Source organism: Shewanella sp. SW24, assembly GCF_025653395.1.
Taxonomy (GTDB): Bacteria; Pseudomonadota; Gammaproteobacteria; order Enterobacterales; family Shewanellaceae; genus Shewanella; species Shewanella oncorhynchi.
Window position 1 is genome coordinate 93,533 of sequence record NZ_JAKKSH010000014.1, and the last position, 18,129, is coordinate 111,661.

An 18,129-nucleotide genomic window follows, 5' to 3' on the forward strand; every position below is an offset into this window, starting at 1 on the left:
ATGATTTTAAATAAATGAGTCCGCCAAGAGTTTTCCGACATTTATTTGCGTTAATCATATCGTTGGCAGAAACTGAACCTAGTACATGAAATCAGCAATTAACGCGAGTGATGCTTAAATTCTCTATGTCAAAACAAGCTGGATTTACCTTAGTAGAATTAGTAACGACCATCATCTTGATTTCAATTCTTGCTGTGGTTGTACTGCCACGCCTGTTTACTCAGTCTTCCTACAGTGCCTATAGTTTACGTAACGAGTTCATTAGCGAGCTGCGTCAAGTACAGCAAAAAGCGCTCAATAATACCGACAGATGTTTTCGTGTAACTGTTTCTGGCACTGGCTATCAAGTGAGTCAATTCTCTGCCCGAAATGGGGCGGTTTGTTCTGGTACTGCATTATCGCCAAACCCGCTTTATACCCAAGCTTTTCAAGGTGGTGCTCAATTAGTGCTAGTGAGCACTAACAGCAGCAACTTTACCCTTGATTTCGATATCAATGGCCGACTTTTTCCAAGCTGTAATGGTGATTGTATTCGCGTGACCGCAAATGACACTGTGATGATTAATATATCCTCCGAGGGCTATATTTATGCGAAGTAATGCTCTCTCTAAAGGCCATATTCAAGCCCGCCTGTTGGGTTTTACCCTTATCGAATTAGTCATTGGTATGTTAGTGATTGGCATTGCAATAGTGATGCTAACCAGCATGTTATTCCCCCAAGCTGATCGTGCGGCCAGTACCTTACATAGAGTACGCAGTGCTGAGCTTGCACATTCGGTGATGAATGAAATCTGGGGTAAACGTTACGATCAAAACACTAATGCCAATGGTGGCACACCAGCCTGTGGTAGTCCGCTCGGTAGTAATTGTCCAACGTCATTAGGCCCTGAGTTCGGTGAGAGTCGTAACAACTTTAACGATGTGGATGATTACAAAGGCTTAAATGAAACCGCGACTATGCTCAATTCGACCCAAACCTATGCAAATGCTTATCCTAACTATCACTTAAGCGTCACAGTTGCCTATGGCGCAGTGTCCAATACTAAGCTAGTGACGATTAATGTGACTACGCCCGACAACGAAGTGATTACTTACAATATGGTGAGGAGTAATTACTGATGGCCTCACCTTTATCTACGGTTAATAAAAAATCCACACTAGGTTTTACCTTGGTCGAGATGGTCACCGTTATCTTGATTCTGGGGATTCTTGTGGTCGGGGTGAGTAGCTTTATTATTTTTGGTACGCGGATTTTTGTGGAGTCGAGTTCAGTCGATCAGGTACTCAGTCAGAGCCGTTTTGCCGTTGAGCGAATGACCCGTGAGCTACGTAGTGCTTTGCCCAACAGTGTGCGTCTTAATAGCGATTCGCTGACCTATCAATGTGTTGAATTTGTACCGATCGAGGCCAGCACGACTTATCTTGCTATGCCAATTATCCCCGCTGCGGCCGCGAGTACTGGCATAGTTATTCTAGATAATACCGCGAGTGCGATTCGCGTGAATCAATTCGCTTGGATCTATCCCTTGGTTGACGCCGATGTGTATAGCAGCGCGAGACAAAAACGAGCACAGATTAAAACACCTCCTCTGACCTTGGCTAATCAAGTGACACTGACTTTTACTGCGCCAACACGTTTTGCCGAAGCATCACCACGACAAAGGATCTATTTTGGTTCGAGTCCTGTGAGCTATTGCTTTGAAAAGGGGGCAAGCGGTAATGATTTGCAAATAGTGCGTTATGCTGGTTATAACTTTAATACCGTTCAACCAAATCCAGCCACTATGGGCACGGGCGTGCTAATGGCGCAAAGTGTGGCAAATGTTTTAAATAATGGTGCTGATTTACCGCTGATTTTAACGCCATCTAGCCTAGTGAATAATGCCATGGTGCATTTACAACCGCGGTTTAATGTAAATGGTGAGACGTTCCAATATCGACATCAAGTGCAGGTGATCAATGTCCCTTAATTCACATTGTCGCTCGGTAGGGCGTAACTCAGCATCCAGATCATCACTATCAAGATCGTCCTCTCACGCTCTGCCTGCGCGTCAACACGGCAGTGCATTGATTATTGGCGTATTTGTGATCACTGTGATGTTTCTACTGGCGTCAGCCCTGATCAATATTGTGCAGGATGGGGATACTGGATTAACCCAAGAGGTGTGGGGGACTCGTGCCTTTGCTGCCGCGAACAGTGGCGCCGATGCCGCATTGGCAACATTGTTCCCATTAAATGGTTTAGTTGGCATTTGCCCTGCAACGAGCACTTGGAATCCACCTAATGTAACTGGTTTCCATGCCTGCACTGTGACCTTGACGTGCAAAGCCTATGCGGTAGGTACAACCACCCAATATCGAATCAACAGTAAAGCAGTATGTGAAAGCGGCGAGACCCGTGTTAGCCGACAAGTTGAGGTAGAAGCTCGTGGGAATTAATCTTTTTTATCGTGCCATATTGGCAGCACTTATCTTGAGTTTTCCCTCGTCAGTGATGGCATTCGACCCTATTGACCAGACTGTTATTTTTGCCAAGGTTGCTCAAGGACACCATGGTGATAATTCTAATGTATGCCATCAAATATCATCGGCACAGCTGATGATAAACGGTAATGGCATCATTAATGGTACTGGTGGTGCTAGATTAGATTATTGTTCGAGTAACGATGGCAGCGGGCTTGCTGATAACAGTTGTGATAACGGGTCTGGTGGAGTGCGAAAATGTACTATTGATGGCAGTGATATTCGAGGGTTAAATTTAACTGGGAACAACGCTTTTTTATCGAGTAGCGGCGCTGGTGGCGGTTATGGTTCTTGTAATACTGGCGAGCAATTAACGCTTGGTGGTAATGGGCAAAGTCAGTTTAGCAATGTTTCGCTTTATTCTGCTTGTACTCTGACTCTATCGGCAACTCAAAATGAGTATCGATTTAACGCTATCGCTATTGGGGGTGGCGCGACACTCGTTTTACCTGAAGGGGACTATTGGGTAGATAGTTTTACTTTGAATCAAGATGCTAAGGTGATTTTGCAAGGCAATGTCCGCATTTTTATAAAGCAACAGTTTGAATTAAATGGCAGTAAATTCAATGAAAATAATGCTGCTTCTGCTCTTATTATCGGTTATAGCAATATTCAGCTAAATAGTGATGCTGTACTCAATGGGCGAGTTTATAGCGATGCAACATTAAGTCTAAATAATAACTCGATTATCAATGGCCGAGTCACCAGCCGTTATTTGGTTATGAGTAGTGGTCGTATTAATGATTATGTACCGGTATTACAGTGTTTTAATGACACTTTCTCCCAAAGTGCATTAAGCAGTGATTGGGTCGTTTCCCGTAGCAGTGGCACTTTTACTCCATCTATTCGAAGTGGTCGATTACGCTTAACCGAAGCTAAATCTGACCAATCTACGGCATCTACCTATCAAAGACTCTTTCCTGGAAAAGCTAACTTAGTGGAGATCCAGTTTGATCACTATGCCTATGGTGGCAATGGTGCCGACGGCATTGCGGTAGTGTTATCGGATGCTTCTATAACGCCGCAGCCTGGTGCCTTTGGCGGTCCATTGGGTTACGGTTATAAACCTGGTATTAATGGGTTCGCGGGTGGTTGGCTTGGGTTTGGTATTGATGAGTTCGGTAACTTCTCTGGTGAAGGCGGTAGTTCTAATGTCGGCCAGCGACGCCAGTCCGTTGCGGTTCGCGGTTCGGGTGTCGGCACGTCAGGGTATAATTATTTACGCGGCGCTTGTAGTAATGGCACTACTAATACGAACGGTAGTTGCTTATCGCCTGCGGTAGACGGCAATAATGTATCGCCTGCGCACAGGTATAAAATCACAATTGATTCGCAAGCCGCGAATCAATCTATTGTGAAAATTGAGCGTAATACAGGTTCGGGTTTTGTGACTTTAGTTCCCGCATTTAACGCCGCAGCACAAAATGGTCAGGCGGCCATTCCAAGTGATTTTTTATTGTCTTTAACGGGCTCAACGGGGGGCTCAAATAACAACCACGAAATCGATAACGTGCAAATTTGTGCGTTAAAATCGAATCCTATTGGTGCTCAGATCGATCATTTTGAGTTTGATCATACGGGTCAAGGTCTGACCTGTAATGCTGAGACGGTAACGATTAGAGCCTGTGCCAATGCCAATTGTAGTCAACTCTTTACTGCACCTATTAGCGCAACCTTATTACCTGATTCTGCGGCAGATGGCGTATGGGTTGGCGGTAATCAAGTGAGCTTTAGCGGTGGCACGGCGCAACTGCAACTGAGGCGAAATACTCCCGGTGTAGTGACTTTAGGGGTGAAGGGCTCTAATCCCACCACCAAACCCTTAAGCAAAACCCTTTGCCGTATTGGTAATGGTGGCTTGAGTGAGAACAATTGTTCACTCACCTTTGCCGACAGTGGTTTTGTATTCGATGTACCCGATAAGCGTGCGAATCGCCCCGAGCAAGTGTTAGTCAAAGCGGTGAAGAAATCCGATGTGACGAAGCAGTGTGTCCCAAGCTTCCAAAGCCAGACCAAAACGCTGAATTTCTGGAGCAGTTACCAAACGCCAAGCGCGCCTATCTCGCCTAAAGCCGTCACCATCAACAATACGGCAATTGGCACCTCGAGTACCTTGCCTACGGCGGTGAACCTGCTGTTTGATACCAACGGACAAGCAAGCATTTCAGTCAATTACCCTGATGCAGGTAAATTACAATTAGATGCAAAATATACAGGTACTGGTGATGAACAGGGCTTAGTCATGGCAGGTTCAGACCAATTTGTCAGCGTACCAGCGGGATTGTGTGTTAAGCCTGTAGATGCCAATGCTAGCTGCTCAAGCGCGAATATGACGTGTAATGTCTATCGTAAAGCGGGTCAAACCTTTGGCATGACGGTGCAAGCTATGGCTTGGCAGGTAGATAATGATAGCGATTTTTGTAGTGGTAATCTGCCAACGCCCAATTTTATTGATACTGCTATGACACTAGCCAGTAAAGTGATCGCTCCAACTCTAGCCAGTGGCGCGAACAATGGTGTGTTAGGTGTAACTTCTTACAGCCATAGCGCGCAAATTAATAATCTGAATACCATCAATAATCAAACGATTAGCGAGGTTGGAGTATTCCAGATTTCAGCTACGGCCAAGGCTAATTACCTTGGTTCTGCGAGTAGTTTAAATATCCCTACCGCAAATTCTGTCAATATTGGCCGTTTTGTGCCCGATAGATTTTTAGTCAGTAACGTATCGGTCATACCCGCCTGCGGCGGCTTTAGCTATATGGATCAGTTGTTCCCTATGTCGATGGAGCTCAGTGCTTTAAATATCGCGGGGGATATAACGAAAAACTATTTCCCGCCATTTTCCCTCGCCACGGCAAAACTGGTGGGAGAAAACAACAATAATGGTGTCGATTTACAGAGTCGCTTAAGTGACTTACGTATAAAGGCTGATAGTTGGAATCAAGGTGTGGCGACGGTCGATGCTTCTTACCAAGCTAACTTTAGTCGGGTGACCCCAAATGTGGCGACGAATCTGTATCAGGATGGCCCCTTCGAGCTGCTCGATATTGGCGTGCAATTGATGGATAACGATCCTCGGCCGAATGGGCTTTACAGCTATGTGGCCTCACCAGACATGGATGCGGCATCTACAGGCACTTGCACTAACTGTAATGCTAAGAAAATCAGCACTCAAACCCTTCGTCATGGCCGTGTGGTGATGGATAACACCTATGGTCCTGAGACAGAAATACTGCGTATGCCGACTCGAGCCGAATATTGGAATGGCAGCAGCTGGGCCTTAAATACTGCCGATAACTGCACAACGGCAGTGTATGCTTTGGGTTCGCAGGTTGATCGTTCCGCTCTGGGTTACAATTTTGATCCCGACTTAGTGGCGGGACAAAGTGTTGTGCGTTCTGGCGGGACTGCAACATTCCAAGCTGGCCAATTTGAGTTGCTTTGGCAAGCCGTTACAACAAGTGGGTTGCCATACCGCGGCCAAGTGACGGCGCCCTTGGATGTGCCGACATGGCTAGAATGGTACTGGAATTGGAATGGCGTATCGCCAACAGGGGTCACTGAACCGCGGGCAAGTGCGTATTTTGGTCGTTATCGAGGGCATGACAAAATAATCTATTGGCGTGAGGTAAACTAATCTGAGTTATTTCTCTCATTAAATTGAACTCAGGCTTTCCCTTGAAATGGGCTGTCATTTTACTTATTAGAAGTCGACGAAAACGCTTGTAACAGATTCTAAATGCAATGCCTTAGTTTGATATTTGTTGCTGAATTGTGTGTTTACTCGTTTTTTGTTGCTGATATTTTCGTCAATAAACAGTATTTTCCGCTTAAATACTGTTTTTTACGTGGCGATTTGAAAAAAAATCACTTCATTAGCGATTGTTAACCTCATCGGTCTTGTGGAATCAGGGTGGCATTGATAAAGTTAGCTGATTTTTCTTTTCTTCTGACTCCACAGAATACAGGCTAGTTACATGTTTAAGAAGCTACGCGGCATTTTTTCTAATGATCTATCGATCGATTTGGGTACAGCTAACACATTAATTTATGTTCGTGGCGAAGGCATAGTCCTCAATGAGCCTTCTGTTGTTGCTATACGTGGTGAGCGTAGTGGCTCCGGTCAGAAATCTGTTGCCGCGGTCGGCACAGAAGCTAAACAAATGCTAGGCAGAACGCCTGGCAATATCCAAGCTATCCGCCCAATGAAGGACGGTGTTATTGCAGATTTTTATGTGACGGAGAAAATGTTGCAGCACTTTATTAAACAAGTGCACAACAATAGCTTTTTTCGTCCAAGTCCACGCGTGCTTGTGTGTGTGCCCGTTGGTGCTACTCAAGTAGAACGCCGTGCTATTCGTGAATCAGCCATGGGCGCTGGTGCTCGCGAAGTGTATTTAATTGAAGAACCAATGGCAGCTGCGATTGGTGCGGGTTTACCCGTATCTGAAGCGACCGGCTCTATGGTGGTGGATATCGGTGGTGGTACCACTGAAGTCGCGATTATTTCACTTAATGGTGTAGTGTATTCGTCTTCGGTACGTATCGGCGGTGATAAGTTTGATGATGCGATCATCAACTATGTCCGCCGTAATTACGGGAGCTTGATTGGTGAAGCCACGGCTGAGCGTATCAAGCACACTATCGGCACTGCTTATCCTGGCGATGAAGTGCTAGAGATCGAAGTCCGCGGCCGTAATTTGGCAGAAGGTGTACCTCGTAGCTTTACACTGAACAGCAATGAAATTTTAGAAGCCTTACAAGAGCCATTATCTGGCATCGTAAGTGCTGTGATGGTGGCGTTAGAACAATCTCCACCAGAATTAGCTTCAGATATTTCTGAGCGCGGTATGGTGTTAACTGGCGGCGGCGCTTTATTGCGTGATTTAGACCGTTTATTAATGCAAGAAACCGGAATTCCTGTAATGGTGGCGGACGATCCATTGACCTGCGTAGCACGTGGCGGTGGTAAAGCCCTCGAAATGATTGATATGCACGGCGGCGATCTGTTCTCCGAAGAAACCTAATTTAACTTCGGTATGGGGCGGTTAATCACCGCCTTAGCTTTCCTATGAAGCCAATTTTTGTTCGTGGTATTTCAAACCAATTCCGTCTGACACTGGCAATTATTTTGTCGGTGGCTTTGCTCGTGGCTAATCATCGCCTCGATCCTGTACGGCAATCGTTATCCTCTTTCTTTAGTCCATTGCAGTATTTAGCGAGCGTGCCCGGTGTTGCGCTTGACTGGTCGTCTGAAAGTTTTGCCACCCGCAATATGTTAGCGTTGCAGAATAAAGAGCTGCTCAGGCAGCAATTGCTGATGAGTGAACGCTTACAGCGTTTCGAACACTTACGCCAAGAAAATGAACGTTTACGCGCACTGTTGGGCTCACCAGCCTACCTTGATTCGCGCAAAATGGTGGCTGAAGTATTGGAGGTGGCTAGCGATCCTTTCCATCACTATGCGGTGTTAAACCATGGTTCACGCAGTGGTGTATTTGTTGGGCAGCCTGTGGTCGACGCCCAAGGGGTTGTTGGCCAAGTGGTACAAGTCAGTGAAATGACCAGTAGGGTGCTATTGCTCTCCGATGTATCACACGGATTACCTGTGCGTATCACCCGTAATGATGTGCGCCTTGTTGCCAATGGTACGGGTGAGCTAGATGAAATAGAACTGCGCCATGTGGCCAAGAGTACTGACATTCGTGTCGGCGATTTGCTGGTCACATCAGGTTTAGGGAATCGTTTCCCGGAAGGTTATCCGGTCGCGCGGGTTATGGAAGTGTTGACTGAAGATGGTCAAAGTTACGCTCGAGTCACCGCCCAGCCTTTAGCGGCGTTAGATCGTATTCGTTATTTATTGTTGATTTGGCCATCCCCCGATTCTGGTGTGACTTTACCGAGTCAGCCTACCGTGCCTGCTGCGGATCATTCATCGAGCGATAATGTATCAAAAGCAGATAGCGCTGTTCCTGCTGGCGGAAGTGTCACGCCAGCAGAGGCTTCTAAACCTGTGACCGCGCCTGCGACCAAACCGTCAACGGAAACCACTCCTCCTGTGGCTGAGGTGCATTAATGAGTTTTCAGGCCGCCAATGGGCGCTTTATTGTTTGGGTGACATTATTTATCGGCGTGATCAGCCAGATCATGCCTTTACCAAGTGCTGTTGATGCTTGGCGTCCAGACTGGCTATTAATGATTGTTCTCTATTGGTCTATCGCATTACCCCACAGATACAACATCTTAACCGCATGGGTTTTAGGCCTAGTATTAGATATTTTATTGGGAGCCACCTTAGGTGTGCGCTCTTTAGCCATGTCTTTGGTTATTTATATCGCTATCTTGCATTGCCAGCGTTTGCGAAACTTCCCTCAATGGCAGCAGTCGTTAGTGATCATGCTACTGATTTGTATTTATCACTTAGTGATTTACTGGGTGGAATTTGTGATGCAAGAGGCGGTTTTCAAAACAGATCTATTTTTACCTGCGATTTCAGGATTAGTGATCTGGCCTTGGATATTTTGGATTTTACGTCGGGTTCGACGTCATTATAAGGTTCGTTAACTGTGGATTTAGTTTTAGCTTCAACTTCGCCACGTCGCAAAGAATTATTGGCACAAATTGGATTCGGTCGTCCTGAGTTTAGTTTCACGCAAGTGGCACCTGATATTGATGAAACTGTGCAACAGGGCGAAGCGCCAAGGGATTATGTACGACGTTTAGCCGCTGAAAAAGCCCAAGCTGGACTGGCATTATGCGCAGATATGTCACAGCCTGCTGTATTAGGTTCTGATACTATCGTAGTGCTTGAAAATCAAATATTAGGTAAACCGCTGGATGTGGCCGATGCTAAGCAAACGCTCAGTGAACTGTCTGGCCGAACGCATACTGTGATGACGGCTGTGGCACTGACCTACAAAGCAGGCGAGTCTGACTCAACCTTAAAAACCTCAGTGCGCTTAGTTGAAACACAAGTGCGTTTTTGCGCTTTATCGACAACTGACATTGAGGCTTATGTGGCTTCAAAAGAGCCCATGGATAAGGCGGGCAGTTATGGCATTCAAGGGCTCGGCGGTTGCTTTGTGGCTGCAATTGAAGGCAGTTATTCTGGCGTTGTAGGTTTACCTCTGGTTGAAACGCGTGAGTTGTTAGCCGAAGTTGGCTTTATTTAACTGCTGCTGGTTGCTTATATTGCGATTTTGGCTTGAGGTTAGAATGAACCTTATTGGCGTTTAGGGCTCTGAATCGAGTACTCCAATGACGTTGACCTTGTTCCTTTATTCGGTTTTCATGCTTAGAGAGTTTGTAACTTCGATTAATTAATCTAGTTTCCCGAATGGGGTGAGTCGTGAATACCAGTCGCTTAAATCCAAATAAAATACAGCGCAAGATGGGTTCAGAATTACTGATCAACGTAACTCCATCTGAGGCGCGCGTTGCTTTAGTTGAGCATGGTGTGCTGCAAGAAGTCCATATTGAACGCCGTATGAAACGGGGTTTAGTGGGTAATATTTACAAAGGTAAAATCAGCCGTGTGTTACCCGGTATGCAAGCCGCCTTTGTCGATATTGGCTTAGATAAAGCGGCTTTTTTACATGCGTCCGACATAGTGCCGCACACTGAGTGTGTCGCTGATGTTGAGAAAGGTCATTTCGTTGTTCGTGATATCGCCGAGTTAGTCCGTCAAGGGCAAGACATTATGGTGCAAGTGGTTAAAGATCCGCTGGGCACTAAGGGCGCACGCCTAACGACCGATATCACGCTGCCTTCCCGTTATTTAGTCTTTATGCCAGGTTCTAGCCATGTTGGTGTTTCCCAGCGTATTGAACTAGAAGAAGAACGCAGTCGCCTCAAACAAATTACTTTGCCCTATGTTGATGATGACGGTGGTTTTATTATCCGCACCGCCGCCGAAGGCGTAGGGGAAGATGAGTTATCCCAAGATGCGGCATTTTTACGCCGAGTTTGGTCAAAGGTGAGTGAGCGACGTAAACGCAGTGGTGTGTCGCTCCTGTATCAAGATTTAGCCTTACCTGTGCGTATTGTGCGTGATTTTGTCGGTACTGAGCTGGACCGTATTCAAGTGGATTCTCGCCGCACTTTTGCCGAGTTGCAGTCTTTTGCGCAGGAGTTTATGCCAGAGATTGCCGATAAGATTGAGCACTATTCAGGACCTGCGCCTATTTTTGATCTCTACGATGTGGAGAACGAAATTCAACGTGCACTCGGCCGTAAAGTCGAGCTTAAGTCTGGTGGCTATTTGATCATAGATCAAACCGAAGCCATGACGACTGTGGATATCAATACCGGCGCCTTTGTGGGGCACAGGAATCTTGAAGAAACCATCTTTAATACCAACCTCGAAGCGACCCAAGCGATAGCGAGGCAGTTACGTCTGCGTAATCTCGGCGGCATCATTATTATCGATTTTATCGACATGATGACGGCGGATCATAAGGCTCGTGTTCTTAGCAGCTTAACCAGCGCTTTATCTAAGGATAGGGTGAAAACCAATGTGAGTGGTTTTTCGGGGTTAGGTCTAGTCGAAATGACCCGTAAGCGTACCCGCGAAAGTTTAGAGCATGTCGTCTGTGGCGAATGTCCGGCCTGTCATGGCACGGGGAGCATGAAGACAGTCGAGACGGTTTCCTATGAGGTCTTTCGCGAAATAATCCGTTTAAACCGTGCCTACGATGCTGATGAGTTCCTGTTGTATTGTTCGCCTGCCGTGTATCAAAGTCTGCATACCGATGATAATCATCTTATTGCTGAACTTGAGGTTTACATAGGTAAGCGCATCCGTTTGCAAAATGAGCCTATGTACTCACAGCATAAATATGATGTGGTGATGATGTAGTGGCTACGCTTTTTACTGCAAAAAAATTTAGCCGTTTTTGTTGGCAATTTCTGGCGCTTATTTTGGTCTTGTTTGCGCTTGCCGTTAGTTTGATCCGTGGCCTATTACCGCAGGTTGATGAAGTTCGCCAGCAACTGGTTAATTACGTAAAAAGCGAATATAAAGTCGATGTGCAAGTGGGGGAGTTATCCGCCCATTGGCAGGCATTTGGTCCTGCACTTAACATCGATGACTTAGTGATCCCGCCACAGGAACAACTGCCTGTGACCTTGATGATCAAGAACGTACAAGTGAAGTTAGATTTTTGGCAATCGCTGCTCACGCTCACCCCACGAATCGAAGATGTCAATTTTGAGGGTGTCCATGTCGCTTTAGACATGGATAAGCTTACTGAAAACGATCCCGCCACAATTAATAAAGCCCCGCAACTCGATTGGCTTTATGCCCTGTTACTCAAACAACTCGATAGATTCTCCTTAACCAATGCCACAGTGCAATTGCTGAGCATGCGCCAAGAGTTTCGCCCGATCCATATTCGTCATTTGAACTGGCGCAATCAGGGGGAGCGTCACCGCGGTGCGGGAGAGTTGTATCTTGATAGTGATGCCTCTGAGCATGAGTCTCTCGGATTACAGTTAGATATCAAGGGCGATGGTGCAAATCCCGACAGTTTGACTGGGCAGATTTATTTGGCGGCTAACTCTTTGGATTTAGGTGAATGGGCTTCACGTCAGCCTAATCCCTATGATTCCACTCAAAAGTTACCCTTAGAAGGGGTTGTCAATCTTAAGGCTTGGCTTACGTTTGCCGACCGCAGCATCAGTTCTGCTATGGTTCATTTTGAGCCGAGCTGGCTGCAATGGACATTAAAGCAAGAGCCGCAGAAATTTGAAATTCAAGCGGGCGATATTGTCTGGCAGCCAAAGGCGACAGGTTGGGAAGTGCAAAGTTCAGGACTGGATTTTGTCACCAATGGTGAGCATTGGCCGGCATTAACGCTGGCCGCGAAGCGTCAAAACGATGAATTATTTGCCTATGTGAATCAAGTTAACACTCAGAGTCTATTACCGCTGCTGCCGCTATTCCCGGGAGTCGATAAAGCTGTATTACGTCAATGGCATGCGTTAGCTCCCGAGGCGAATATTGGACCAATCCGCCTGTATCAAAAAGCCGACCAGCCTTTGCTCGCCAGTACCGAAGTGAAGCAGTTGCATTGGCAGAAGGTCGAGGGTATTCCCAATACTCATCCAATAGATGTGAGCCTGCGCTGGCAAGATAAGACGCTGTATTTCTCTCTACCTGAACAAGTGTACACTCTTGATTTTGGTGATGAATTTTCGGCGCCATTAGTGTTCAATGGGGCGCCAATTGATGGTCAATTCGATACTGAACATCTGAGTTTAAATGTGCCTCAGTTGCAGCTTGAAAACGAAGATATCGGCGTTGATGCTGCATTGAATTTGGACTTTAGCGGTGCTGCACACATGGCGCTGGCGGCCAATGTTCGTATCAACAATGTGGCCAATGCCGACAAGTATTTCCCTAATAAGGCGATGGGTGAATCACTGGCAGAGTATTTGGATACTGGGCTTAAAGCGGGTCAGACCCAAGATGCGCAAGTTGTTTGGCGTGGTTCGTTAAGTGGTTTTCCCTTCGACGATAATAGCGGCGTGTTTCAGGCAGCATTTACCTTAACAGATGCCCAATTTCAGTTTCAACCCGACTGGCCAGCGGTCACAGATCTGTCCCTTAACGCTTTGTTTGAAAATACCCGCATGGATCTTTGGTTAAACCAAGGCAAGCTGATGAATGTGGATGCCACAGGTGCCCATGTATTTATTCCCGCCATTGGTGAACAGACGCTGCTAAGGATTGAAGCCGAACTTGCTACTCAAGGCAGTGCGGCGACTAAGGTGTTACAAGCCTCACCTTTGGCGAACTCAGTAGGTAAAACCTTAGATGTCGTGCAAGTGCAAGGTGCTGTCACTGGCACTTTAGACATCAGCATTCCACTGTATGAAGGTGAAGCTGAAGATATTCGTGGTCAAATCCGTTTTGATAATAAGCCTGTATATATTGCTCAGCCAGGGCTTCAACTTCATGGCGTGACTGGTGTAGTCGACTTTGCGAATGAAGTTGTGACAGGAAAAGGCATCAAAGCGCGCTTGTTCGAACAACCGCTCAGTTTAACTTTCGACACTCAGCCTAAAGGTAAAGATTTTGGCCTTAATCTTTCGCTGAAAAGTCGTTGGGATCTCAGCCGTCTCCCCGATGAATTACACAATCCCTTGAGCGATTTTTATCAGGGAAAAATCAGTTGGGACGGTGCTATGACTATGCTATTTACTGAGCAAGGTTATCAAATCCAAGCCAAAGTGACTTCGGATATGCTGGGGACGCAACTGTTGCTCCCAGGATACTTTGCTAAACCCGAAAATGAACCACGACCTTTAGTCGCTGAGTTTGTTGGCGATCAAGATGATGCGACGCTCGATGTCAAACTTGCCAGTCATGCCGAGTTTATCGGTGGTTTTGATGCCGATAAAGGTGCAAATTTTAGTTATTTTGACTTGTTATTGGGGCGTTTATTTGATGAGGATGAAGCCAGAAATACGGAACAAGGTCATATTCAAATCGATCTCGGTAAGGCCAAATTAGCCGAATGGTTACCTGTGATTAATGCCTTTGTTGGTCAAGAGAAAATACCGAAAACGGGCATTTTAGTTGATGATATTCCACATAAAAGTTTATTTCCCGCGGTGGCGAGTATCGATTCTCATATCGGTCGGCTCGATCTTTTAGGGCAAGAACTGACGGAGCTTAGGCTTAATGCTAAGCCTAACGAGACGGGATGGCGTTTTAATACCGTTGCCAACGAATTTGACGGTTGGATCGATTTCTATCCAAATTGGAAAACTCAAGGTCTCAAAGTTGTGGCGAATAAATTTTATTTTTCACCTAAGGTAAAGTCGAACACGGATGCCGATTTTGCCAGTGATCAAGTGCTCACTAACTTGCCGCCAGTTGCAGTGAATGTGGAAGATTTTCGTTTCTTCGATAAATCCTTTGGAAAGCTCGTTTTGCAGGCGAGCCCACAAGCGGCAGGATATAAGATTCAAACATTGTCTTTAACTACGCCCAATGTCAATTTGCAGGGCAGTGGCATTTGGCAGCAACAGGCTGGACAGAATAAAACTGATCTCAGTGTTGAGTTAAATGCCACTCAGTTTAGTTATCTATCTGCTCAATTGGGTATAGATCCTGGCGTTAATGAAGCCCCCTTGAAGGTTAATGCGGACTTATCTTGGCAAGGTGCTCCCTATGCCTTCTCCCTCGAAACCTTAAATGGCAAGGTGAAATTCAACTTAGGCAAAGGCCACTTATCTCAGGTGAGTGACAAGGGCGCGCGGATTTTCTCCCTGTTCAGTTTAGATTCTCTGGTGCGTAAACTGTCGCTGGATTTCACCGATGTCTTCGGTCAGGGCATGTATTTCAACTCTTTCAATGGCAATTTGCAGATTGATAATGGCGTGGTGAAAACCACTGACACTGAAATGGATGCCATCGCGGGTAATATGAAGGTGCGTGGCTATACGGATCTCACCACTGAAAGTTTGAATTACGATATCCACTTTGTGCCGCAGTTGGCCTCAAGTGTGCCGACTGTCGTATTGCTCAGTACCAGCGCTTGGACACTGGGTCTGGGGGCCTTTGCCCTAACAAAAGTGCTTGAGCCTGTGATTGAAGTGATTTCAGAAATTCGTTTTCGGGTGACAGGGACTATGGCAGAGCCTGTGGTCGAAGAGTTAGAGCGTAAGAGTAAAGAGATTGAAATTCCAGAATCTATTTTACCTGTGGTTGGCGTTGAGCGCCCAGCGGTGCCGACTGAAGCCGCGAGTCATAACGCCGATATCACTCAGCCGGTAGAAACTAAATCGACCGAGGCTCAATTAACAGAAGCTAAGCCAACTGAAACTAAGTTAACTGAAGCTCAGTCAACTGAAGTTAAACCAAGCAACGCTAAATCTGAGCCACAGCTTCAAGCAACACAACCAGAAGCGCTCGAGCCACAAGACGTTAAGCCTGAAGAGGCCAGATCTGAAGAATCAAAGTCAGAAGAGCTAAAGCCAGCAACAGATCAAATTAAAGCGCCCGATTTAAAGCGGGAGCAACCTCAAGCAGTACCTACGCCAGAAGTGCCAGCCATACCAGAGCATCGCGAAGCAGTAGAACCGATTAAGCAAATTCAGGGAGATCAAAATGCATATCAGCCTGTTGCAATGTCAGAGCAGTCGCGACGTCAGCGCCAATCTGCAGTTTATCGAATCGCAGCTTAACGAACTCAAACGGGATGTCGATGCGCCCCATTTAGTCGTGTTACCCGAATGCAGTTTACTGTTTGGTGGCCATGAAAGTCAGCAACTTGCCTATGCGGGCGATGTTCATCAGAGTCCGCTCAAATCGGCGTTAAGTGCACTGGCCGCCAAGTATCGGGTGTTTATGGTCGCGGGGACTATTCCGGCGTTGGCTGAGGATGGTCGTGTCTATAGTCGCAGTTATCTGTTTGATGATAAAGGTGATACTTTAGGGTATTACGATAAACTACACCTTTTTGATGTGGATGTTGCCGATGGTACAAAACAATATCGCGAGAGCGAAACCTTTTGCCCCGGTGATCACATTAGCGTTATCGATACACCTTTTGGCAAAATTGGCTTAACCATCTGTTATGATTTACGCTTTCCCGACTTGTTTAGGGCGATGCGCCTTGCGGGGGCTGAGATTATTACTGTCCCTTCTGCCTTCACTAAGGTGACGGGGGAAGCCCATTGGCAGGTATTGTTACAGGCAAGAGCGATTGAAACCCAATGCGTTATTCTTGCTGCAGCTCAGTGGGGACAGCATAACGAAGGCAGTCGAGAAACCTGGGGGCAGAGCATGATAGTCGGTCCTTGGGGGAATATTTTGGCTGAACTTAAAACCGGTACGGGTTGGGTACAGGCTGAGGTCGACTTAACCGAACTGCACAGTATTCGCAGTAAAATGCTCGTCATGCAGCATAATCGTTTCCTTGAACCAAGCTTGAAATAATGTGCCAATAGCCAGCAGACGAGTTGAAATGCTGAATTTGCGCTTGAGTCGATACGCAGCATTAACACATAGAATTAGTACACCGAATTTACACTCAGAATATCAAGATCCCTTGGGGTCAAAGAGAGCATAGATGCCATTTTTAGCACAAGTAGAGCAAAGTTTATTGAAGAATGGGTTAGCGTTAGATGGCCTGCAAACCTATCTAAACACCATACATCAGCACAAAATCGATTATTCCGATCTCTATTTTCAAGGTAGTCGCCACGAATCTTGGGTGCTGGAAGACGGCATCATCAAAGACGGTAGTTTCCATATTGAACGCGGTGTGGGCGTGCGGGCCATCAGCGGTGAGAAAACGGGTTTTGCCTATGCCGACGACATCACTCCTGCCGCCTTAAGCGCTGCAGTACAGGCTGCCCGTGGCATTGCTAGTGCGGGTGAGCAGACTCAGGTACAAGCCTTTAAACGTCAAAAAGCATTGGCGTTATACGACAGCTTAGATCCGATTGCGGCGATGGAAGAAGTCAAAAAAATCAACCTGCTGAAAGAAGCCGATGCGTTTATTCGCAGTCTAGATAGCCGGATTATTCAAGTGGTGGTTAGCCTTGCTGGTGTGCACGAAGAAATCCTCGTTGCTGCGAGTGATGGCACTCTTGCGGCCGATATCCGTCCTCTGGTGCGTTTTAACTGTAGCGTGATTTTGGAAGAAAACGGTAAACGGGAACGTGGCGGCGCCGGTGGTGGTGGTCGTCATGACTACGGTGTTTTAATGGCAAGCGATGACACAGGTTTACCTATGTGTTTCGCCTTTGCCCGCGAAGCCGTGCGTCAAGCGCAGGTCAATCTAAATGCCATCGATGCACCAGCGGGTGAAATGCCAGTGGTGTTAGGTAATGGCTGGCCCGGTGTATTGCTCCACGAAGCGGTTGGACATGGTTTAGAAGGCGACTTTAACCGTAAGGGCAGCAGTGCCTTTAGCGGCAAGGTTGGTCAGCAAGTTGCGTCTAAGTTAGTGACTGTGGTCGACGATGGCACCTTGCCTAATCGTCGTGGTTCACTGAGTATCGACGATGAAGGTGTACAAACCCAAAGAACCGTATTGATTGAAGACGGTATTTTAAAGGGTTACATCCAAGACAAACTCAATGCTCGCTTAATGGGTGTTGCGCCAACGGGTAACGGCCGCCGTGAATCCTACGCGCATTTGCCTATGCCACGTATGACCAATACTTATATGACGGCCGGTGAGTCAGATCCCAGTGAGATTATTAAGTCAGTGAAGAAGGGCATTTACGCCCCTAACTTTGGCGGTGGTCAAGTCGATATCACTTCGGGTAAGTTTGTGTTCTCAGCATCCGAAGCCTATTTGATTGAAAATGGTGAAGTGACTCAAGCCATTAAGGGGGCTACTTTAATCGGTAATGGCCCTGAGGCTATGAGCCAGATTTCTATGGTCGGTAACGATATGGCTTTAGATCAAGGTGTGGGCGTTTGTGGTAAAGATGGTCAAAGTGTGCCTGTGGGTGTGGGTCAACCGACCCTAAAACTCGATAAGCTTACCGTGGGCGGAACAGCATAAAACCTAGAACCTTACGTCTATGGGTTCTAGTCGCTGCCCACCATGAATGTTATCATTCGCAAAGGAAATTAGA

At 46.6% G+C, this 18,129-nt stretch carries 13 protein-coding genes; all 13 read left to right on the forward strand.

From position 1 onward, the window contains the following. Positions 1-110 precede the first annotated feature (110 nt). The 13 genes from L5M17_RS13265 (at position 111) to tldD (ending at position 18,056) form a co-directional block, all read left to right on the forward strand. Positions 111-599 carry a type II secretion system protein gene (locus L5M17_RS13265; protein ID WP_263148081.1) on the forward strand — a complete coding sequence of 163 codons (489 nt, stop codon included), beginning with the start codon at positions 111-113 and terminating at the stop codon, positions 597-599. Next, positions 589-1,119: a type II secretion system protein gene (locus tag L5M17_RS13270; protein WP_263148050.1), complete on the forward strand. Its 531-nt coding sequence runs from the start codon at positions 589-591 to the stop codon at positions 1,117-1,119. Before L5M17_RS13265 ends, L5M17_RS13270 begins: the two co-directional genes overlap by 11 nt. Beyond that, positions 1,119-1,970: a PilW family protein gene (locus tag L5M17_RS13275; RefSeq protein ID WP_263148052.1), complete on the forward strand. Its 852-nt coding sequence runs from the start codon at positions 1,119-1,121 to the stop codon at positions 1,968-1,970. The genes L5M17_RS13270 and L5M17_RS13275 overlap by 1 nt, the downstream gene beginning before the upstream one ends. Beyond that, positions 1,960-2,439: an MSHA biogenesis protein MshP gene (locus L5M17_RS13280; RefSeq protein WP_263148054.1), complete on the forward strand. Its 480-nt coding sequence runs from the start codon at positions 1,960-1,962 to the stop codon at positions 2,437-2,439. The genes L5M17_RS13275 and L5M17_RS13280 overlap by 11 nt, the downstream gene beginning before the upstream one ends. Continuing rightward, positions 2,429-6,163 (forward strand): DUF6701 domain-containing protein, encoded by a 3,735-nt coding sequence (locus L5M17_RS13285; protein ID WP_263148056.1) that lies wholly within the window; start codon positions 2,429-2,431, stop codon positions 6,161-6,163. Before L5M17_RS13280 ends, L5M17_RS13285 begins: the two co-directional genes overlap by 11 nt. Positions 6,164-6,503: 340 nt before the next feature. Beyond that, a complete protein-coding gene (locus L5M17_RS13290) occupies positions 6,504-7,553 on the forward strand; it encodes a rod shape-determining protein (RefSeq protein WP_105251284.1) in 1,050 nt (349 codons plus the stop codon). A 44-nt stretch (positions 7,554-7,597) separates the two neighbouring features. After that, positions 7,598-8,602 (forward strand): rod shape-determining protein MreC, encoded by a 1,005-nt coding sequence (gene mreC, locus L5M17_RS13295; protein ID WP_263148058.1) that lies wholly within the window; start codon positions 7,598-7,600, stop codon positions 8,600-8,602. Beyond that, positions 8,602-9,090 (forward strand): rod shape-determining protein MreD, encoded by a 489-nt coding sequence (gene mreD / locus L5M17_RS13300; protein ID WP_105251286.1) that lies wholly within the window; start codon positions 8,602-8,604, stop codon positions 9,088-9,090. Before mreC ends, mreD begins: the two co-directional genes overlap by 1 nt. A gap of 2 nt (positions 9,091-9,092) precedes the next feature. Further along, positions 9,093-9,698, forward strand: coding sequence for a Maf family protein (locus L5M17_RS13305; protein WP_263148060.1), 606 nt, complete (start codon positions 9,093-9,095; stop codon positions 9,696-9,698). Between the two features lie 218 nt (positions 9,699-9,916). Beyond that, positions 9,917-11,383, forward strand: coding sequence for a ribonuclease G (gene rng / locus L5M17_RS13310; protein WP_168825804.1), 1,467 nt, complete (start codon positions 9,917-9,919; stop codon positions 11,381-11,383). Beyond that, positions 11,383-15,720 carry a YhdP family protein gene (locus L5M17_RS13315; RefSeq protein WP_263148062.1) on the forward strand — a complete coding sequence of 1,446 codons (4,338 nt, stop codon included), beginning with the start codon at positions 11,383-11,385 and terminating at the stop codon, positions 15,718-15,720. The genes rng and L5M17_RS13315 overlap by 1 nt, the downstream gene beginning before the upstream one ends. After that, complete coding sequence (locus L5M17_RS13320; protein ID WP_263148064.1) at positions 15,644-16,474, forward strand: carbon-nitrogen hydrolase family protein; 831 nt, start codon at positions 15,644-15,646, stop codon at positions 16,472-16,474. The genes L5M17_RS13315 and L5M17_RS13320 overlap by 77 nt, the downstream gene beginning before the upstream one ends. 133 nt (positions 16,475-16,607) lie before the next feature. Further along, a complete protein-coding gene (gene tldD, locus L5M17_RS13325) occupies positions 16,608-18,056 on the forward strand; it encodes a metalloprotease TldD (protein ID WP_113940074.1) in 1,449 nt (482 codons plus the stop codon). Positions 18,057-18,129: the final 73 nt, after the last annotated feature.